Annotated in this window: 18 protein-coding genes and 1 tRNA gene; 9 read left to right on the top strand and 10 right to left on the bottom strand. The window is 53.6% G+C overall.

Going from position 1 to position 19,935, the window contains the following annotated elements; translation table 11 throughout:
• Positions 1-80: 80 nt before the first annotated feature.
• Positions 81-1,157, top strand: coding sequence for an isocitrate/isopropylmalate dehydrogenase family protein (locus RHP47_RS00580; protein ID WP_310840767.1), 1,077 nt, complete (start codon positions 81-83; stop codon positions 1,155-1,157).
• Here RHP47_RS00580 and RHP47_RS00575 read toward each other — a convergent pair.
• Both RHP47_RS00575 and RHP47_RS00570 read right to left on the bottom strand, forming a co-directional pair.
• Positions 1,154-2,515 (bottom strand): TrkH family potassium uptake protein, encoded by a 1,362-nt coding sequence (locus tag RHP47_RS00575; RefSeq protein ID WP_315863449.1) that lies wholly within the window; start codon positions 2,513-2,515, stop codon positions 1,154-1,156. The genes RHP47_RS00580 and RHP47_RS00575 overlap by 4 nt on opposite strands.
• 87 nt (positions 2,516-2,602) lie before the next feature.
• Positions 2,603-2,676 (bottom strand) — tRNA-Pro (locus RHP47_RS00570).
• Positions 2,677-2,779: 103 nt separating this feature from the next.
• Between RHP47_RS00570 and lepA the strand changes: the two genes are divergently transcribed.
• Complete coding sequence (gene lepA / locus RHP47_RS00565) at positions 2,780-4,591, top strand: translation elongation factor 4 (protein WP_310840764.1); 1,812 nt, start codon at positions 2,780-2,782, stop codon at positions 4,589-4,591.
• 10 nt (positions 4,592-4,601) lie between these two features.
• Positions 4,602-4,757 carry a hypothetical protein gene (locus tag RHP47_RS00560; protein ID WP_149817193.1) on the top strand — a complete coding sequence of 52 codons (156 nt, stop codon included), beginning with the start codon at positions 4,602-4,604 and terminating at the stop codon, positions 4,755-4,757.
• A 6-nt stretch (positions 4,758-4,763) separates the two neighbouring features.
• On the opposite strand, the gene RHP47_RS00555 is transcribed toward RHP47_RS00560, so the two are convergent.
• Positions 4,764-6,485, bottom strand: a complete 1,722-nt coding sequence (locus RHP47_RS00555) for a transglutaminase domain-containing protein (RefSeq protein WP_286626131.1) — start codon at positions 6,483-6,485, stop codon at positions 4,764-4,766.
• 14 nt (positions 6,486-6,499) lie between these two features.
• Entirely contained in the window at positions 6,500-8,974 is a 2,475-nt protein-coding gene (locus tag RHP47_RS00550) for an ATP-dependent Clp protease ATP-binding subunit (protein WP_149817189.1), read from the bottom strand.
• Between the two features lie 350 nt (positions 8,975-9,324).
• Here RHP47_RS00550 and RHP47_RS00545 point away from each other — a divergent pair, with 350 nt between their 5' ends.
• Positions 9,325-10,017, top strand: coding sequence for an HAD family phosphatase (locus RHP47_RS00545; protein WP_149817186.1), 693 nt, complete (start codon positions 9,325-9,327; stop codon positions 10,015-10,017).
• A 47-nt stretch (positions 10,018-10,064) separates the two neighbouring features.
• Complete coding sequence (locus RHP47_RS00540; RefSeq protein ID WP_149817184.1) at positions 10,065-10,703, top strand: hypothetical protein; 639 nt, start codon at positions 10,065-10,067, stop codon at positions 10,701-10,703.
• Here RHP47_RS00540 and RHP47_RS00535 read toward each other — a convergent pair.
• A complete protein-coding gene (locus RHP47_RS00535) occupies positions 10,684-13,002 on the bottom strand; it encodes an ATP-dependent helicase (protein ID WP_310840763.1) in 2,319 nt (772 codons plus the stop codon). The genes RHP47_RS00540 and RHP47_RS00535 overlap by 20 nt on opposite strands.
• A gap of 173 nt (positions 13,003-13,175) precedes the next feature.
• Between RHP47_RS00535 and RHP47_RS00530 the strand changes: the two genes are divergently transcribed.
• The gene (locus RHP47_RS00530; RefSeq protein ID WP_310840762.1) at positions 13,176-13,550 is read left to right on the top strand and encodes a DUF4278 domain-containing protein; all 375 of its coding nucleotides are present in this window, start codon (positions 13,176-13,178) and stop codon (positions 13,548-13,550) included.
• A 60-nt stretch (positions 13,551-13,610) separates the two neighbouring features.
• Here RHP47_RS00530 and RHP47_RS00525 read toward each other — a convergent pair whose 3' ends face one another.
• The 3 genes from RHP47_RS00525 to RHP47_RS00515 all read right to left on the bottom strand — a co-directional run bounded on the left by RHP47_RS00525 (position 13,611) and on the right by RHP47_RS00515 (position 15,875).
• Entirely contained in the window at positions 13,611-14,708 is a 1,098-nt protein-coding gene (locus RHP47_RS00525; protein ID WP_149817178.1) for a glycosyltransferase family 2 protein, read from the bottom strand.
• The gene (locus tag RHP47_RS00520) at positions 14,709-15,110 is read right to left on the bottom strand and encodes a DUF3110 domain-containing protein (RefSeq protein WP_149817176.1); all 402 of its coding nucleotides are present in this window, start codon (positions 15,108-15,110) and stop codon (positions 14,709-14,711) included. It lies immediately after the preceding gene.
• Between the two features lie 105 nt (positions 15,111-15,215).
• On the bottom strand, positions 15,216-15,875 hold the full coding sequence (locus RHP47_RS00515; RefSeq protein WP_190278133.1) for a MotA/TolQ/ExbB proton channel family protein: 660 nt from the start codon (positions 15,873-15,875) through the stop codon (positions 15,216-15,218).
• A 158-nt stretch (positions 15,876-16,033) separates the two neighbouring features.
• On the opposite strand from RHP47_RS00515, the gene RHP47_RS00510 reads away from it, so the two are divergent.
• From RHP47_RS00510 to RHP47_RS00500, 3 genes are all read left to right on the top strand, one after another.
• Positions 16,034-16,639 carry a sigma-70 family RNA polymerase sigma factor gene (locus RHP47_RS00510; RefSeq protein ID WP_310840761.1) on the top strand — a complete coding sequence of 202 codons (606 nt, stop codon included), beginning with the start codon at positions 16,034-16,036 and terminating at the stop codon, positions 16,637-16,639.
• Positions 16,636-16,956 carry a hypothetical protein gene (locus RHP47_RS00505; RefSeq protein ID WP_286668831.1) on the top strand — a complete coding sequence of 107 codons (321 nt, stop codon included), beginning with the start codon at positions 16,636-16,638 and terminating at the stop codon, positions 16,954-16,956. The genes RHP47_RS00510 and RHP47_RS00505 overlap by 4 nt, the downstream gene beginning before the upstream one ends.
• Before the next feature lie 71 nt (positions 16,957-17,027).
• Entirely contained in the window at positions 17,028-17,468 is a 441-nt protein-coding gene (locus RHP47_RS00500) for a Spy/CpxP family protein refolding chaperone (protein WP_149817170.1), read from the top strand.
• 50 nt (positions 17,469-17,518) lie between these two features.
• Here RHP47_RS00500 and lpxB read toward each other — a convergent pair whose 3' ends face one another.
• Together lpxB and gshA are read right to left on the bottom strand one after the other, a co-directional pair.
• Positions 17,519-18,706 carry a lipid-A-disaccharide synthase gene (gene lpxB, locus RHP47_RS00495; protein ID WP_149817168.1) on the bottom strand — a complete coding sequence of 396 codons (1,188 nt, stop codon included), beginning with the start codon at positions 18,704-18,706 and terminating at the stop codon, positions 17,519-17,521.
• A 2-nt stretch (positions 18,707-18,708) separates the two neighbouring features.
• The gene (gene gshA, locus RHP47_RS00490) at positions 18,709-19,848 is read right to left on the bottom strand and encodes a glutamate--cysteine ligase (protein WP_286669088.1); all 1,140 of its coding nucleotides are present in this window, start codon (positions 19,846-19,848) and stop codon (positions 18,709-18,711) included.
• Positions 19,849-19,935 lie beyond the last annotated feature (87 nt).

Here is a 19,935-nt window from a genome sequence, read left to right as displayed (position 1 = left end):
ACGTACGGTGAAGCTCATTTAGCGGCATCCTACCCTCCTAATACCTTTGTCTTTCAGTTCTGCATAGGGAGAGAGAACTCGTGTCCCACGCTGTTACCTTAATTCGCGGCGACGGTATTGGTCCTGAGGTTGCCGCTGCCACTCGCACTGCCATTGATGCTACGGGCGTCAAAATTGATTGGGTGGTGGTGGATGCCGGTGTGGACATGATGGAACGCTACGGTACCCCCTTGCCCGAACACGTTCTCGATGCGATCAAAAGCACGAAAACTGCCATCAAAGGGCCGATTACCACCCCCGTAGGTACGGGCTTTCGTTCTGTGAATGTCGAGATCCGCAAGCGGCTCAATCTCTATGCGAACCTACGGCCGGCTAAATCCATTGTTGGGGTGAAAAGCTATTTTCAAAACATTGACCTTGTCATTGTTCGCGAGAATACCGAAGACCTCTATGCCGGGATTGAGTTTGAATACACCAGTCCCGAGGCGGCCAAAGCCCGTGCCTTTTTGAGTGATCTAGCGGGTAAGCCGATCCGTGAGGATGCTGCCATTGGTGTCAAGCCGATTTCTGTGCTGGGGAGCGATCGCATTGTTGAGTTTGCCTTCAAATATGCCAAGGCCAACCATCGCCAGAAAGTGACTGCCGTTCACAAAGCCAACATCATGAAATTTACCGATGGCCTCTTCCTTGAACGTGCCCGCGAAATTGCTACCCGTTACCCCGACATTGCCTTTGAAGATCGCATCGTCGATAACATGTGCATGCAGTTGATGCAGAAGCCTGAACTCTATGATGTGATGGTGATGCCCAACCTCTACGGTGATATTCTTTCCGACCTTTGTGCCGGGATGATTGGGGGTCTAGGAGTGGCACCGGGGGCAAACATTGGCGATGAATATGCCGTTTTTGAGGCGATTCATGGTTCAGCACCTAAATATGCTGGCCAAAATAAAGCCAATCCTACGGCATTGATTCTCTCTGGTGTGTTGATGTTGCAACACTTGGGTGAAATGGAAGCGGCACGGCGTCTGCAAGCGGCTGTGGAAAAAGTCATTGCTGAGGGGCGGTTTGTCACCTATGATTTGGCTGCGCCGGGCAAAGAACCCGTGGGTACCCAAGAGATGGCTGCCGCCATTGCCGAGTACGCCGCCCCCTAACCCACCAGCAGGTTTTCCTCAGGATATTGGACGCTAGAAGGCTGGGGGTCACCGATAATTGCCGCCATCAGCAGCAGGATACCCACCCGTCCAGCATACATCGTTACAATCAAGACCAGCTTGGAAAAGACGGTTAGCCCACTGGTAATGCCGGTGGAGAGACCAACGGTGGCAAAGGCAGAAACAGTTTCAAAGAGAATATTAATGAAATTCTCTTCGGGGTCAGCGATCGCGATGAGGGTAGTGGAAACCAGCACTGTAAACATTGAGCCAAAGGCGACAGCGACCGCTTTCATGATCAGCGAGGGGGGCACCTGACGGCGGTAGAGCAGCACCACCTCTTTCCCTTGCAGAGCTGACTTGGTAATCCCTGCTAAAATCCGCAACGTCGTTGTTTTAATACCCCCTGCCGTCCCACCGGGGCTACCGCCAATAAACATCAGGGCAATCATAATAAATAGCCCGCCATTATTGAATTCACCAATGTTGACGGTATTAAAGCCCGCCGTCCGCGCTGTCACCGACTGAAACCAGGCCAAGAGGAGCTTCTGATCAAAGGAAAAAAGACCAAATCGTTCTGGCGATCGCATCTCCGTCGCAAACAGCATCGCCGTTCCCAAGATGAGGAGAATCGCCGTTGTACTCGTCACAATTTTGAAATTGAGGCTAAACGTCATCTGGCTCGCCTTGCGGATTAGATAGGCGGGTTTACCCCAGTGACGCAGATGCTCCCGCAGCCAAAGATAAAACTCAAAGATCACCTCATAGCCAATGCCGCCAAAAATAATCAGCAGTGAAATCACGAAATTCAGGGGCACAGAGGTTTGATACCCCATCAAGCTGTCACTAAACAGACTAAACCCGGCATTATTCCAAGCACTGATACTGTGAAACACCGCCAGCCACAGTGCCCGTGGATCACTAAAGTCTTGGCGAAAAATCAGCCACAGCAACAAGGCACCCGTCAGTTCAAAGAGAAACGTGAGACCCAAAATCGAGCGCACCAATTGCCGTGCCCCCTGTATGCCCCGCCGATCCAAGGCTTGCTGTACCGCTATCTTCTGCCGCAGGTTAAACTTGCGTCCCAGCAAAATAATCAAAAAGGTGGTCGCCGTCATGTACCCCAGACCACCCACCTGGATCAACAGCAGAATCACCAGTTGACCAAAGGGAGAAAAGTGGGTTCCCGTATCGACAATAATGTGGCCGGTCACACAAACGGCCGATGTTGCGGTAAATAGCGCAACGATAAAGGGGTTCCATTCCCCATTACTAGTGGACCAAGGCAGCCACAACAGCAGCGTCCCCAGCGTAATCACCGCCAAAAATCCAAGGCAAATTGTCCGTGGAACCGTCAGCATCAATGAATACGTATCCAAAAGGCCTGAGGCTAATCTACCGCAGGATTGTATGGGCAACAATCGTTCTAGGTTTACGGTTCCGAATCGGGATGACAGGATTTGAACCTGCGACCCTCTGCTCCCAAAGCAGATGCGCTACCAAGCTGCGCTACATCCCGGCAGTTAATTTCTATCCTACCACCGAATTCTCAGCACAATCGGACAGGGACGCTTAGAATCAAGAAAGGAGTTTTTCATTTTGTTAAGGTTGCCCTCGCTGGTATGACCGACGTCCCCGTTTCCCACATTCGCAATTTCTCGATCATTGCCCACATTGATCACGGCAAATCGACCCTTGCCGATCGCCTGCTGCAATTTACAGGCACGGTGGATCCCCGTGAAATGAAGGAACAGTTTCTTGACAATATGGAGCTGGAGCGGGAGCGGGGAATTACGATTAAGCTGCAAGCGGCCCGCATGACCTACACCAGTCGCGATGGCGAAACGTATATTTTGAATTTGATTGACACCCCCGGCCACGTGGATTTTTCCTATGAGGTGTCGCGATCGCTGGCTGCCTGTGAAGGGGCACTCCTCGTTGTGGATGCCTCCCAAGGGGTAGAAGCGCAAACGCTGGCCAATGTCTATCTGGCATTGGAGCATAATTTAGAGATTATTCCGGTTCTCAACAAAATTGATCTACCCGGCGCTGAGCCCGATCGCGTGAAGGCAGAAATTGAAGAGATTATTGGCCTCGACTGCTCCCAAGCGGTTCTAGCGTCTGCCAAGGAGGGAATTGGCATTGAGGAAATTCTGGAATCCATTGTGCATTTGGTGCCACCCCCCCGCGATACGGTAGATCAACCCCTACGGGCATTGATTTTTGATAGCTACTACGATGCCTACCGAGGGGTGATTGTCTATTTTCGGGTCATGGATGGTGTGGTGCGCAAGGGCGATCGCATTCGCTTGATGGCCTCTGGCAAAGAGTACGAAATTGATGAACTCGGCGTTCTCGCGCCCAACCAAAAACCCGTGGACAGTCTCCATGCTGGGGAAGTGGGCTACCTCGCAGCCGCCATTAAAGCCGTTGGCGATGCCCGTGTCGGCGACACGATTACATTGGCACAAAACCCAGCCAAGGAACCTCTTCCGGGTTACACTGAGGCCAAACCGATGGTCTTTTGTGGTCTTTTTCCCACGGATGCCGATCAGTTTGAGGATCTGCGGGAAGCCCTTGAAAAATTGAAGCTCAACGATGCTTCGCTCCACTACGAGCCGGAAACCTCCAGTGCCATGGGCTTTGGGTTCCGCTGTGGTTTTTTGGGGCTGCTGCACATGGAAATTATCCAAGAGCGGCTAGAGCGGGAATACAATCTGGACTTAATCATTACCGCCCCTTCGGTGGTCTATCGCGTCACCACCATCAAAGGGGAAGTGCTGACGATTGATAACCCCAGCCTGCTACCGGAACCCCAATACCGCGAAAAAATTGAGGAACCCTACGTTCAACTGGAAATGATTACCCCCGAAACCTATGTGGGAACGCTGATGGAATTGGCGCAGTCGCGGCGGGGTATCTTTAAGGATATGCGCTACCTCACCCAAGGGCGCACCACATTGGTCTATGAAATGCCCTTGGCGGAAGTTGTGACGGACTTTTTCGATGAAATGAAGTCGCGATCCCGCGGCTATGCCAGTATGGAATACCACCTGATTGGCTACCGTCCTAATGATCTGGTGAAACTGGATATCCTGATCAATAACGACCCGGTGGATTCCTTGGCAGCGATTGTTCACCGCGATAAGGCCTACTATGTGGGACGTGCCCTTGTCAGCAAACTCAAGGATTTGATCCCACGCCACCAGTTCAAAATTCCCATTCAAGCGGCCATTGGCTCACGGGTGATTGCCAGTGAAAGTATTCCCGCCTTACGCAAAGATGTCTTGGCCAAGTGCTACGGCGGCGATGTGACCCGTAAACGCAAGCTCCTCGAAAAACAAAAAGCGGGTAAAAAACGGATGAAGGCGATCGGGCGGGTGGATGTCCCCCAAGAGGCCTTTATGGCGGTATTGCGACTCAAGAATGAATAGGAGGCTCAGGGTGTCTCAACGGTCATCGGGCAAATGGGTGGCGATCGTCACCGGTGTCATTTCCCTGTTATTGGGAATTGGCTACTTGGTGTTAGTACAGCTTTTGGATTGGCGCGGCGATTGGCAGCCGGCTCCTTTGGGATTACTGCGAGTGCTCCTGTTTTAGAACTATTTAGGCAATTGGGGGCAGCTCACCATGAATGGTAAAGCGCACATGATTGAGGGCTAAATCTCCAAGGCGTAGCCCGCGATCGCGATAATTCGTGCTCTCAAAGCGAATCCCTTTACCCGCTTCCACGTGGTACCAAGGCAGTGCCATAAAGAACCGCGTTGGATAAGGGCCGCGCTCTACGACATCATCGGGATTGGACTCCATGGGCAACCAGCCAACCCCCGGCACATAAAACTCCAACCAAACGTGGTTATAGGTGGGTTGAAGGGGAATGCCCCGCTTTTGGGGATGGGGGGGACATTTGTAGCGACCCACCGTACGGCAGGCAATGCCATTTAATCGCGCCAAGGCAAGGAGCACCCCCACGTACTCACCACAGGACCCCGTTCCCCGTTTCAAAACCAAATCGGGCGTTTCAATCGTGGGTCGCATGGCATAGCTCAGGCGATCGTACACATAGTTACGAATCTTGAGCATCTTGCGCAGGATATTGGTCTCTGTGCCCACAGCTTGCCGTGCCACCTCCTGGACAATGGGTTGATCCATCGCCAACTCATCGTTATCCACTAGATACTGTGCTGCAAATTCTGGCGGCAGCGGTAGCGTCTCATCAATGTCGTCAAAGCTGAGATGGTACTTGATACCTCTCACTTCTAGCCAAGCACGCCAACCAAAAAGACGGGCTTCGTAGGGACGCACTTCAGGAAAATCAAACACCGCCACCTGCTGATCACCCACGGTTTCCAAGCGAAAGGGGGTACCGACGGGTTCAACCCGCAGCAATTTTTGGCGCAGGGAATTGGCGGGCAGAGCAATTCGCCACTCTAGGTTATCTAGGTGCAGCGCATCGAGGGGAGACATTTCCTCCACGTAGGCCATCTCAATCAGATAGCCATTGGAGACCGTGTAATACTGCTCTTTGTGGGTCTGATAGAGCAGAGGATGAATCAGGCAAATATCGCGATGATCAATTTCGAGGGGGGCTTCGCGGTTGTTGGGGTTATCCCGCAAATAGGGTTCTTCACCGCCATAGGCCACCCACAGTCGCCCCGTTGCATCAAAGGTAAACGCCGTTGGCTGGGCAAAGGGCGTCAAGGCCACCCATTCAACACGGCCACTCTGGCGATCGAGACAATAGATAGATTGCTCTAGGCGATCGCTCACCCACAGATAGCCATCCTTGAGGGCTAAATTTTCACAGCCAATGCCCGGCGCGCTGAGGCGATACTGCTCTCGACCTGTTTCATCAAAACAGTGGATGTAACCCGATTTTTGACAGGCCACATAGATGCCTGTGTCATCCACCGCCACACCGTAAATGGGATAGCGGCACTCCAGCACCTTTTCTACATGCCAGTCAGGCAGATGACAGCGATAGAGCCATGTGTCCCGGCAAAACCAGAGGGTTTCGCGATGGAGACAGAGGCCATCGGCATCGAGAAATGCCTCTAGATCGTAGGGATTGAGAATCTCACTGTGGTCATTTTCGCCATTGATGAGCAAAATAAAGCCCCGCACCCGATCCAAGGCCAAAAAACTGGCGCCAAGGGTTGCTTGGCAAAAGGGCAAACGGGGCAATTGACGTAGCCACAGGGCTTGGGGATCGACCCATGCCAGACCGTGGATTTGGTAAGCACCCAAGGGATAAATGGTGCGCCAGTCGTGATCCAGCGCTCGGGAGCTGAGGGAGTCCCCATAAACCTCTTGCGGTGTGTCTGGCATAGGAAGTCAATACCCTACTCAACCGCTTGGGGCAGTAGCTCACGCCGAGGTTGAGCTTGGATCTTCACTTGACCCGATTCATCCACATCAATGAGGGCAGTATCCCCTTCACGAATGCGGCCAGAGAGCATTTCCTCAGCCAAGGTATCCTCTAGGAGGCGCATAATGGCTCGCCGCAGGGGTCGCGCACCGTAGCTGGGATTGTAGCCTTCTTCAATGAGTCGCTCCTTGAAGCGATCCGTCACTTCTAGGGTGATTCCTTTCTCGGTCAGGCGTGAGAAGACCTCCTTCAAGAGGATGTCGGCAATTTGCTTGACCTCGTCTTTGGTCAGCTGGCGGAAGACAATAATCTCATCCACGCGGTTGAGGAACTCTGGACGGAAGTACTGCTTCAGTTCCTCATTCACCAAGGAGCGAATGCGATTGTATTGCGATTCAGCAGCATCCTCAGTGCCAAACTCAAAGCCAAGACCGCCAGCGCCTTTCTCAATCACCTTCGAGCCAATGTTCGAGGTCATGATCAAGAGGGTGTTCTTGAAGTCAACGGTACGCCCCTTAGAGTCAGTGAGGCGACCATCCTCAAGGATTTGCAGCAGCAGGTTAAAGACATCGGGATGGGCTTTCTCGATTTCGTCAAAGAGCACCACCGTGTAGGGACGCCGCCGCACGGCTTCGGTCAGTTGACCGCCCTCGTTGTAGCCGACATAGCCGGGGGGCGAACCAATGAGCTTGGAGACGGTATGCCGCTCCATGTACTCGGACATATCCAGGCGGATCATCGCCTCTTCAGAACCAAAGAAGTAGGCGGCCAAGGCTTTCGTTAGCTCGGTTTTACCCACACCGGTTGGCCCAGAGAAGATAAAGCTAGCAATGGGACGGTTGGGATTTTTTAGACCGACACGGGCACGGCGAATGGCACGGGAGATGGCTTTCACCGCTTCATCTTGGCCAATGACCCGCTGGTGCAGGGTCTCCTCCATGTGCAGCAGTTTTTCCGATTCGCTTTCGGTGAGCTTGCTGACAGGCACACCCGTCCAAGAGGCAACAATGTGGGCAATGTCCTCTTCGGTAACGACGGGGGTTTCCTCTTCACCATTGGCGCTTTCGGATTTTTTCTGCTGGGCAATGGCACGGATTTGCGCTTTCAGTTCCATCTCGCGATCGCGCAACTCACCCGCTTTGTCAAAGTTTTGGGCACGCACGGCATCGTCTTTTTCTTTGAGCACTTGCCGCAATTCGCGATCCAGTTCCTTGGCCGCAGGCGGTAGTTGCGAGTTAATCAGGCGCACCCGTGAGCCGGCTTCGTCAATGAGGTCAATGGCTTTGTCGGGCAGATAGCGATCGCTAATGTAGCGATCAGACAGCTTCGCTGCCGCCTCAAGGGCTTCATCGGAAATTTTCAGCTTGTGGTGCTTCTCGTAGCGTTCCCGCAGGCCGTAGAGGATCTCAATGGTTTCCTCAACGGAGGGTTCACCCACCATCACCGGTTGGAAGCGGCGCTCCAAGGCGGCATCTCGCTCAATGTGTTTGCGGTACTCATCCAACGTGGTGGCACCAATGCACTGCAACTCACCACGAGCCAAGGCGGGTTTGAGGATATTCGCCGCATCAATGGCACCCTCAGCAGCCCCAGCCCCAATCAACGTGTGTACCTCGTCAATCACCAAGATCACGTTACCGGCTTGGCGGATCTCATCCATGATCTTCTTCAGCCGCTCTTCAAACTCACCTCGGTACTTCGTGCCCGCCACCAACAGGCCAATATCGAGGGTGACCACCCGCTTGTCTTCTAGAATATCGGGGACATCTTTATTGGCAATGCGTTGGGCAAGGCCTTCAGCAATAGCGGTTTTACCTACCCCCGGTTCACCGATCAGCACAGGGTTATTTTTGGTGCGGCGGCCGAGGATTTGAATCACCCGCTCAATTTCTTTTTGCCGACCCACCACGGGATCTAGCTTGCCATCAATGGCCATCTGGGTGAGGTTGGCACCAAATTCGTCCAGTGTCGGTGTTTTGGTGCGCCCTTGGCTGGCACCGGCAGCCACTTCTGCGGTTTCACCCAGCATACGAATCACTTGAGTGCGCACTTTCGACAGATCAACGCCGAGATTTTCAAGAACCCGTGCTGCTACCCCTTCCCCTTCGCGAATCAGACCCAAAAGAAGGTGCTCAGTACCAATATAGTTGTGTCCCAGTTGGCGGGCTTCTTCGAGGGAGAGTTCCAACACTCGCTTGGCACGGGGGGTAAAGGGAATCTCCACCGCCACAAAACCAGACCCACGGCCAATAATTTTTTCCACTTCGATGCGGGCATCCTTGAGGTTCACGCCCATGGAACGTAGCACCTTCGCAGCCACACCGGTGCCTTCACCAATCAATCCGAGGAGAATTTGTTCGGTACCGACAAAGTTGTGGCCGAGGCGGCGAGCCTCTTCCTGTGCCAGCATGATGACTTTAATGGCTTTTTCTGTAAACCGTTCAAACATGACCCTTCCCCTAATGGCTCCTGCGTGCTGGTAACACTCATCTTAACACGTCCACTTTGGCGTGTTTTTGTATGCCAATTTACAGCCCTCTTCCCAAAAGATGGAACAGACCCAGAACCGTCAAATCCACTCTTAAACAGGATCAACGTCCCTTGACGTACCCTATAGCTTAGATAAAGGGCTGTACTCCTACTGTAGATGTTGACTCATTTTTTTGCAGGTGTGGTTGCCCGTATTTTAATTGAGATTTTGGGGGCTAGCCTGCGGCAAAATTCCATTGATCGATTGGCCAGCCTCTTTAGTCTCAAAAGACGATAGACTACACTTGCTGATGCCCAACTTTTTCGCCAATGGCTAATTTTTCCCAGTTTCTTGCCGTTGAACCCTCGCAGCGTGCCCTGATTTTTGATATGGATGGGGTGATCTGCCATACCATGCCCTACCACCTTGAAGCTTGGCGGGTCTATGTCGATCGCACCCCTGAACTGCGGCAGCAGATCAATCTGGAACAGTTGCGGCAAATGGGGGGCAAACGCAATGCCGAACTCCTGCCAGAACTCTTGGGGCGATCGGTCACTGAAGCGGAAGTCGAACGCTGGGGCGCCGGCAAAGAGGCTGTCTTTCGGGAATTGCTGGCACCCAATTTGGAACTGTTGCCGGGGCTGTTGCCCTTTCTCAAAAGTGCTAAAGAAAAGGGCTATCGCTTGGGCCTAGGCACCTCGGCCTGTGCTGCCAATGTGGAATTGGTGCTCTCCTGTGAGGGGGTGGGCAACTTTTTCGATACGGTGGTGATGGAGCAGGATGTGCAGCGGGGCAAGCCCGATCCAGAATGCTATCTCCTAGTGGCGGAGCGGTTGCAGGTGTTGCCGCAGCATTGTCTTGTCTTTGAGGATGCCGTGGCAGGGGTGATGGCAGCGGTGCGGGCAGGGATGCTCTGCTGGGGAGTGTTAACAACGCAATCGGAAACGGCACTGCAAGCCGCAGGAGCAGAGGTCTGCATTGAGGACTTTACGGATCCACGCCTGCAATGGCTATTGTCCTAGGGCATTTTCGGCGATCATGGGTACTGGCGCGTTAGGAATCCACCACCTTGGGCGTTGATCTGCGCAGTTATGTCTATCTCGACTCGATTCAACCGCAACACGCGGCCTACTTGGGAACCGTGGCTCAAGGGTTTTTGCCTTTGCCGGGGGATTGCTCCCTCTGGGTGGAGATTTCACCGGGGATTGATGTCAATCGCCTTTTGGATATTGCCTTGAAGTCTGCGGTGGTGCGGCCGGGAGTTTTGTTTATCGAGCGACTCTACGGACTATTGGAGGTGCATTCGGGCAATCAGGGGGAAGTACGCGCAGCAGGGCAAGCAATTTTAGATGCCATTGGCGCTCGGGTACAGGATTGCTTGCGGCCACGGGTGATTTCGAGTCAGGTGATTCGCAATATTGATGCCCACCACACCCAACTAATTAACCGCTCGCGGCGGGGCAATATGATTTTGGCGGGGCAAACCCTCTATGTGTTTGAAGTAGAACCTGCCGCCTATGCTGCACTGGCCGCCAATGAAGCGGAAAAGGCAGCACTCATTAATATCTTGCAGATTTCAGCCGTGGGCAGTTTTGGCCGACTCTTTTTGGGGGGCGCGGAGCGGGATATTCTGGCAGCAGAACGGGCCGTCTTGGCAGCCATGGAACGCTTGCCGGGGCGTGATAGCCTTAGCGATCGCCGCGAGTAGCCTTGGCATGTTTCTTTAGCTTCTGCTCTAGGGCAGCTAAGAAAGGACAAGGGTCACTGTCTTGCAGTTGATAAAACCCTCGCCAGTCAAAGTTCTGCCAGTTAAAGGGGGCTTGGTGGGCGGCGGCGAGCCACAGTAAACGCTTAGCACGGGTCATGGCCACGTAAAGCAGGCGGTATTCCTCAGCAACTTTGGCCTCTGTGGCTTTTTGATAGGCGGTTTGCCAGTCAGGAAGGGGTTGCTGATGGCCGTAGGCCCGCAGTTGCGATCGCACCACATCCGTAAAATCCACCTCTGGACTGAGGAACTTGGCATTGGCCGCCACCCAGCTCTCACCGGGGAGGGTTCTTGCCTCTAAAAAGGGGACAAAGACGGCATCCCAATCCAGACCCTTGGCGCGATGCATCGTCATAATCGTTACCTGCCCCGATCGCACTAAACGGCTATGGAGGTCTTCCATCTCAACAGCGTCAAAGCGATCCGCTGCCACCAACTCCTGCCAACGGGGATGGATACGCTCCCACAGTTGCGTTGGTTCCTGCTGTGCCAAGTGGCAGATCAGGCGATCGCTGGTGGCCAATTCAGCGGCATCATAGCCCAATTCCTGAGCGCAGTACGCGATCAAAGGAAATAGAGACAGCTCTAGGCGGGCTTTGAGGAGACGTTGACAGTAGTGCCGTGCCTTGAGTACCGGTTCCTCGGCAGGGGGGTCTAAAGGACCAGGGTAGAGAAACACCTCTGGCTGGGCGGCTAAGCGATCCAAATTTTGGACAGAAATGCGTTTGCGCTCCTGAAGAACAGTCAGGGCTGCTTTGACCGCTTCGGGAGAATAGGGACAGTGGAGAAAATAAAGAATGTCCAGCAATTCTTTGGGCACCTGCGATCGCCGTTCAATGCCCGATACATCGAGAATCGGAATCCCCTGAGCAGCAAGGTCGGTATCAATGCTGAAGCTAGCGGGCGATCGCAACAGATCCGCGACAAATTCCCCTTGGCGGTTGGTACGCACCAGTACCGCAATTGAGGCCTCAGGATACTCTGCTAAAACCTCAGAAATACGTGCTGCTAGCTCGCGCACGGTCTCGAAAACGGTTGCTGGTCGGGCAATTTCTACCCCTTCTCCCCAGGGGGGTGGGTTCGCCCCCGGTTGCGGATCTGTCGGTGAGACGGGCTGAATTGCTTGGGATCGAAAGGGCAGTTCTTGGCCTTTGAGGGCATGATTGACCCAGTTCACTAAAAAGTTGGCCGATCGAATGACCAATGGGGTGGATCGCCCCGCTTGGGTCATTTTATAGAAGGCCTGCTGCTGGGCACATTCGTCACAGAATTCATTAAAAAAGAGAGGGTCTGCCGCCGTAAATGTGGAGTTAATGGCTTGATTGGGATCCCCCACCCGCACAAAATTCACTTGCCCTGTGGTGTTGTCCTCGGCGAGAAGTCGCAGTAACCGCGATTGCAAGGGGGTCGAGTCCTGCGCCTCATCCTCAAAGACGGCATACACCCGCTGTTGCCATTCTTGGCGGCACTGGCGATCGCCCTCTAGGAGTTGTACCGCTGCCAAAATCATCTCATCATAGTCAATTTGCTCTCGCTGCGCTAAATGGTGCTGGTACAGTGCCAAAAGGTCGGCACCAATTTCTAAAAAGGGGTAGGATTCTGCTGCGGCTGCACTTTGGGAGCGCAACTGCTGGGACAACTGCCGCAGATCATGGGGCGTCAACGCCATACTGCGGGCACTGCTAATAACGGTTTGTGCCAACTTCACCAAGATGTCAGTCAAAAGCGCACTTCTGCGACCATCGTGTTCAACGTCACTCAGGGGACTGGTATCGCAGCCTTGGATCAATTGCTCGAGAATATCGGGGTGCGATCGCGCCCATTCCTTAACACAGGTAATACATAGGCGTCGCTGCTCATGCTCACTCATTAAATTCTCGCCACTCCAACGCAGACCCGCTGTGGGGTGACTGGTGGCAATTTTCAAGGCCAAACTGTGGAGCGTCTGCACACTAAAACCATTGCGGGGCAAGCCCATTTCCCGCAGGTACTGGCGAATCCGCACCTTGATATTGGCCGCTGCCGAACGACTATAGGTGACTACGACCAGTTGCCGCTGTTGATGGAGTTTTTCGCGAGCGATGGCGATCGCTGCTCCTACGGCCATGCCATGGGATTTGCCTGCTCCGGGCACTGCCGATACCGCCAAGAGACCCCCTTGCCATTCACTGATTTCCCGTTGACCCGGACGCAACGTCCTTAAAAGGTGACTGGCATTGGCAGGGAGTGACAACACGTTCATAGGAGGACTGTGGGAGGGCTAAAGATTTGTTAAAAAAACCGGCTTCTACCCAATGAAGATCGAAAAATCGTATAATAGAATACAGAAATTTAGAGGCAAGTTGTTTCCTAGCGCAGACCACCTAAAGCTTGATAACGAGTCAATAGTATTCACCTAGGAGCCTTGATTTAATTATGCAACTAATCTATCGCGGCGTTAAATACGAAACTTCTGAGCAGCACATTCCCCTTGTTGAATCGGGTGCCAAGGGTCTCTACCGGGGGGCGCAATGGGTAGGGCACAAAGCGGCTGAACCGGTTCCTCAACCCAATCATGTCCTCTGCTGGCGGGGGGTAACCTACCAAACCAACGGTACACCAGTTACCACAACCGCTCCGACGACGAGTACTGCCCCTTCAGTACTTCCCCAGCGTAAGCGCGACTCCTTGGCCGAAGCCCATCGCCATGCAATTCTGAAAACTCTTGAGCGGCGGCTGCAAGTGGCTCGGAGTCAGGGCAACGAAGACCTCATTAGTCTGCTGGAAGAAGAGTGGCAGCAATTTGCCTAAGGTTGGATCACCGAAACCCAAACTGCGGTGCCGTTGCTAACAGCGGCACTTTTTTATTTTCTATTGGTGATTGCCCCTTTCTTGGCGAAAAGCTGTTGCTTGGGCAAAGGCCGCCGCCGCCCGCTCGCGATCGCCCAAGGTTTCATAGGCACGCCCTAGTTGTTCGGCGGCAATCTCCCGCACATAGCCCAAGGGAAAAATCATCTGCTTGCTGTAGCCATTGGTGCGCCCCAGTTCAAGGCAATACTCAAAGTAAGCCGTTGCTCCCAAGGGGAATCCCAAAGCCATCAGCCAGCGCCCGGCCAAATCATTGAGGGGAGGATAGGTGGGAAACCACACCAGACTTTGCTGACAGAGGAGTTGCAATGTTTCGTGATCCCCCATAGCCAGCAGACGCCGCCCCAGTTGATTCAGAATTTCGGGCAGGGCGCCAGGGGCATTCTCAGGCAGTTGGCCGGTGAGGAGATGGGGCAAGAGCCGCTCAAAAAGTTCTTGGTAGCAGTCATCCGCAGCCGTGGGGTTATTCACAGCGTGGTACATATCCGCCAAGGCAAAAAGGAGATTCAAAGGCAGACCTTCACTGGCGCGGATACGTTCCAAAATCGGGATGTTGCGATCGCGCATCTTGGCTTGAATTTGTGCGGGTTGATAGCCATAGTGGTCAATGCGCAGCGTTTCCAGAGTACCAATGGTCAGCGGTTCTGCGGCTGTCGAAACCAACTGCTCATGGAAGCGTCCCTGATAGCGCAGCGTCGGCAGGTTGCGAAAGAGTCGCACAATGGCAAAGTCAGAAAATTGCTGCCCCGTGCCGATTTCCCGCCGTAGGAGTTGGTAGGCAGTGAGGGTGCTGCCCTCCAGTTGTTGGCCGAGGGGCACAGGCGGCTCCCGCAAGGTCACGAGCACCTCATCAGCATCAATCACTAAAATCCAATCGCCCGTGGCCTGCTCTAGGGAGTAATTGCGGGCAGCGGCAAAATCATCCTGCCAAGGGAAGGTAAAAATGCGCTCTGTAAACTGGCGGGCGATCGCGATCGTCTCATCCGTTGACCCAGTATCTACCACAACGATCTCATCTACCCAAGGCTGGACACTGCCCAGACAGCGTGCCAAATGGGCTGCCTCATTTTTGACAATTAGACAGGCACAGACCCGCACCATCTACAGCAGCTTTTCAAATTGTTGGCGCAACTGATTCAGTTCACTTTCGGAGAACTCACTCTCAGCAGCGGGGGGCACGCGATTTTCTAGTTCCCAGTCGGTTTCTTCGACATTGCGTTCGGGAGGCGCCAAGAAGAGACGCTCAGCATCGTTTGTCGGCACAAATCCTTCGGGCACCAAGTGACAGGTGTAGCCTGAGGATTCGCAGAATTCTTCGATTTCCTTGGCATCAATGGGGACAACGCTGGGGGGATGAAAATCCTGTGCCTCTAAAAGCATGGCGTAGCGACTGGCATCGTCTTCGCTTTCAAACATCAGAATAAGGTTGCGATCGCCCAGTTGCAGAGAATGAATGCCCTCATTTTCAGTCCCCGGGTTGTAGAGCAACACGTAAACGCGCATGATGCCTCGCTAATGAAATCTCAACAGCGATTATAACGATTTTGGTTCCCCCTACCCGTAGGATTTTCTCCTTCAAAACTGTCAAAGGGGCAAAAATAGCTTGAGTTAGAACAATGTTTTTTCAGGTTCCCCTTTGATCCGCTGCTCTAGCCAAGCTTGACGATAGGTGAGTTCTAATTCATTGCCGGTGCGGCGAAAAATTTGTGCCTGCTGCAAGAGAAACGCTTGAAAGAGCCGCTGAAAGGCAAGGGCAATGATCGCCACCACCAGACCAGAGGCAGTACTAATCAAGGCCTCACTAATCCCGAGACCCACGCCCATGGTGGCCGGTGTGCCAATATCCCCCAAGCGAATAGAACTGAGGGCACTAATCAGACCTAACACCGTTCCCAACAAACCCAGTAGAGGTGCCATCGTAATCGTTGCCTCTAAGACCTTTTCTCCCCGCCGCATGGCACTCAGCTCCTCATCAGCCGCAGCTTCTAGGGCTAGGCGAAAGATTTCTGGGTTGGTGTCAATCAATTGTAAAGGGGTATAAAGGAAGCGACCAATCGGTTGGTCACAGGCATTGGCTGCTAATTCAATGGCTTCTTGCCAATCGTGGCGAGCGGCATCCAGAATCTGCTCGGCCAGTTTCGTCTCTCCTTGGAGAACAATGCTCCAAAACCAAAGCCGCTCAAAAATGGTGCCTAAGGTCAAGATCGAGAGAATCAGTAGTGGCCACATGGCCAAGCCACCACGGTTAAAAATTTCAGCGATATTCACGATCAGTTCCCTGTCAGAGCATCCGACGTTTAGTATAGTCCAGCCAGTAGCCGCAATTGTTTACCAAATTCTAGCGAACCGTGGTGCCAAGGGTCTTGAACCGCTCTTTTCGATGTCCCGTCTAAATAGACGATTACGTTAATGGAGTGATACCTCGCATGAGTGTATCTGTACCCCTATCAGCGGCAACGGCATCAACGGCTATCGTGACCCGACCCCAAGTGATCGATCCCGATCGGCGGATTATTGAGCAGTGCCTTTCCGGACATCCAAATGGGTTTCGGGAACTCTATCAACGGCATCAGCAACGGGTGCGATCGCTCCTGTTTCAGTTGTGCGGTGCGGTTGCCCTTGACGATTTGGTGCAGGAGGTTTTCTTGCGGGCATGGAAGGGGCTAAAGGGTCTCAAGCATGAGGCAAAGTTTTCGACATGGCTCTACCGGATTGCTTGGAATGTGGCTTGCGACTATCGCCGTCAACTGGCAACGCGCAAATCGCGACATCAGCAATACCTGTCTCAAAGTGAGCCACTCACCCCTGGACTGGATCTACGGCAATTGCATTACGAAGATTTAGTTCAGCGCGGTTTAGCCACCCTGCCCTTGGAGTACCGCAGTGTTTTGGTCCTGCATGATCTGCAGGGCTTGCCCCAAAAGGAAATTGCTGAAATTCTGCGGATTCCGGTGGGTACAGTGAAATCCCGCCTCTTTCGTGCCCGAGGCACATTGCGGACTTACTTTACGGAGGCTGGAATCACTTTATGAAACGTGAACCCCCACCTGTGGAGGATACACCCTTGGTTAAGTTTTTACAAACCTATGCGGGGACGCCCCCGCCCCCCCACCCCCATTTGGAGCAGCGCATTGTCCAAGCCGCTCTGCATCAACACCAACTGAGTAAGCGACGCTGGCAAGTCGTGTCTCTTTTGGGGGCTGGCGCGATCGCCACCGCCACCAGTGTGTGGTTCCTCAAACCCTCAACTCAAGTGGCAAAGCAGACGTCCCCGGATGCAGTGGCTATCTTCATCACCACCAATTGGCAAGCAATGTTTCAGGACACAGAACCCGCCATCTTCGACTAAATTCTGTCCACCCTACTTTTACTCTTTGTTGAGTTTTGACAAGTTAAGTTTTGACAAAGGAGAACACAGCTATGTTGAAAAAATCTTTAGCCACGCTTCTTATATGTGGTAGCCTCAGCCCCCTACTGGCGATCGCTCCCCCGAGCGTCGCTGACCCCGGTTATGGCGGACCTCGCTGGGGAGCCAATCTGGACAATCTAAACCTCACACCTGAACAGCGGCAACGTTTACAAGCCGTGCAGCAACAATACCAAGGCCAAATGGAGCAAACCCGCAACCAACTGCGCACCGCCAAGACAGAACTGCGGCAGATGATGAGTGGCAATGCCTCGGAGGATCAAATCCGCAGCAAGTATCAGCAAGTGCGTCAACTGGAAAATCAACTGGCTTCCCTGCGCTTTGAAAGCATGCTGGCCATGCGGGGCATTCTCACACCGCAACAACGGCAAGCCTTGGCCGCCCAAATGCAGCAGCGGCGGCCGGGCAATCGCCCCATGAAACCCCAGCAGTAACCCATTAAACTTGGCAACGCTCTAAAGCTCTAAAGGAGTTCATGACTTCCCTAAGTGTGGGACAGCGGATCCTGCACTTTTTTGTTGCTCAGCAGATCTAAAATCTCTGTGGCGGCGCGATCGACCACGCCGGGGGTGCCCATCGCAGCTCGCATTTTGGCATAGCCTGCCTGCATGGCTAGGCGTTTTTCAGGATGATCCAATAGCGCAAGGGCAGCAGCGGTAATGTTGGCAACAGTGGCTCGTTCCTGCAGGAGTTCGGGGACGATGTCTCTATTCACGAGTAAATTGGGGGGAGAGACAAATTTGAGGTCAAACTTCAGGAAACGCCGATAAAGCCACAAACTCAGGGGATGAACGCGGTAGATCACGACTTGAGGCACATTCAACAGCGCGGTTTCTAAATTCACCGTGCCGGATTTGGCGATCGCCAGATCTGCGGCCGCTAGGACTTGCAGGGAGTCTTCCGCCAATGTGACGCGAATGGGATATTCCTTGAGAACTGCTTCAATGGCTGGGCGATACTGCCGCAGCGAAAGGGGTAACCAAAAGCGGGCTTCAGGATAGGCTTTCGCGATATTCGTGGCAGCCCCTAAAATTAGAGGCAAGAGGGATTTGATTTCCTGTTTGCGGGACAAGGGCAACAGGGCAATCGCCAGCTCATCGGCAGCAATGCCCAAACTTTGGCGTGCCACTTCACGACTGGGAGCGGCAGCAATGCGATCCAACAGGGGATGTCCCACCCAAACGACATTGGCACCATGACGGCGGTAATAGGTGGCTTCTTCTGGAAAAATGGCAAGCAGGCGATCGCTGAGGGCAACAATTTGCCGAGTGGCCTTCAAACTATGGGACCAGACCCACTCTTGGGGAGCGATGTAGTAAACCATGGGAATAGAAAAATGTTTGCGGATAAACCGCCCCATGGCGACATTGCCACCAATGTAGTCAATTAAAACCACTAAATCAGGGGGATGCTGCCGTAAATAGCGGCGAGCCTTGAGTTGGAGCGCGATCGTTGGCTTGATCAATGGCAGGGCTTCTAGTAGCCCCACGGAGCCAATTCCTCCGGTGTTAAAGAGTAGCTTTGCCCCCGCAGCAGCCATGCGATCGCCCCCAAGGGCAGAAATTTCTAGGGGAATCCCCCGCTCTGCTGCGAGGCGATAGAGTGCCTTGACCAACAGGGCGCCCTGCAAATCCCCAGAGACTTCGCCGGTGCTAATGAACAAATGCGCCATGCCTAGCCCCGCACTGCCGCCACTGGTTGACAGAGTTGATCGGCAAATTCCTGTTCCGTAGCGGCCATTTCCTGTACGGCGGTGGCCATAATCTCAGGGATCGATTGCCCCGCTGCATATTGAGCCAGCCATTGCTGGGCGGTGTTTCCCTGGCGCAGGATTTTCTTGATCGGTGCCAGAAAGCAGCTAAAGCCCTGTGCTTTGGCGATCGGCCAAACCTCTTCGTAGAGTTCGGCTATCCAAGCGGCTGCCGTTAGTTGCCGGCGATCGCGCCAATGGGTCAGCACGGCCTCTAGGCTGTTTTTTGCAGCAATCTGCTCGTTTTCATCGGCTAGTTGTGCCAGCATCTCGCCATCGCCCCAGCGGAGCGGGTCAAGGTCAGGGGTGTCGAGCAATTGTAGGAGTCGCGCTTCCAAGAGAGCCGTAATTGCCAGTAGGGCAATGGCATCCGTAACTAGGTCACAAATCCGCAATTCAAGACGATTGAGATCGTAGGGTCGGCGATCGCCATTGGGGCGCACAGAACTCCACAAGTGCCGCACATTTTGCATCGTGCCCAGTTGAAGTTGTGCCTCTGTCCACTCAATGAAGTGGGCATGGCTGGTAAATAGGGGCACTTGGGGTGGGGTCTTCGGAAAGATTGCCCAACGGGTGGAGTGATAGCCCGTTACCTTGCCATCGAGAAACGGCGACGCAGCACTCAGCGCTAGAAACAGCGGTGCCTCCAGCCGCACCAGCCGACAGGCACGGATCAACTCTTCTGGATCCCGCAGGCCAATGTTGATGTGGACACTGGCGGTGACAACCCTTGTGCCATAGGTTTGCTCAATGTAGGTGTGATAGGGATTCTGGGGGTCAGAGCGATAAAAGCGTTGACTGTCCCCTAGACTCAGGGTGCTACCGGGGACAAGGGTTAAATCCCCTAGGGATTGCAAATAAGCGCGCAGCCGAAAGCGGGGGCGCAGCAGGTCACAGAAGGCTTGATCATAGAGATACACAGGGGGCGTTGTGAATTCAACATTGCGACTATCGGGTTCGCGCACAAACCCCGGCAAGTCCCTCACAATGCGATCCGACAGTCCCACAATCTCGCCCGTGGGCTTACCCGTGTAGAGTTCAACCTCAAAGCCCTTTGACAACATGGCATCCCTTTGGCTAACTTGGGTCAGCAAGCCCCCTCGCAGAAAGTGGGAGTTTTTAGCTACTTAGCCACAATACCATGCCCGCGT

The sequence above is a fragment of the Thermosynechococcus sp. QKsg1 genome, from assembly GCF_031586415.1.
Lineage (GTDB): Bacteria > Cyanobacteriota > Cyanobacteriia > Thermosynechococcales > Thermosynechococcaceae > Thermosynechococcus.
Note: the sequence above shows the minus strand (reverse complement) of the source record. Positions and strands in the feature narration are given on the sequence as shown.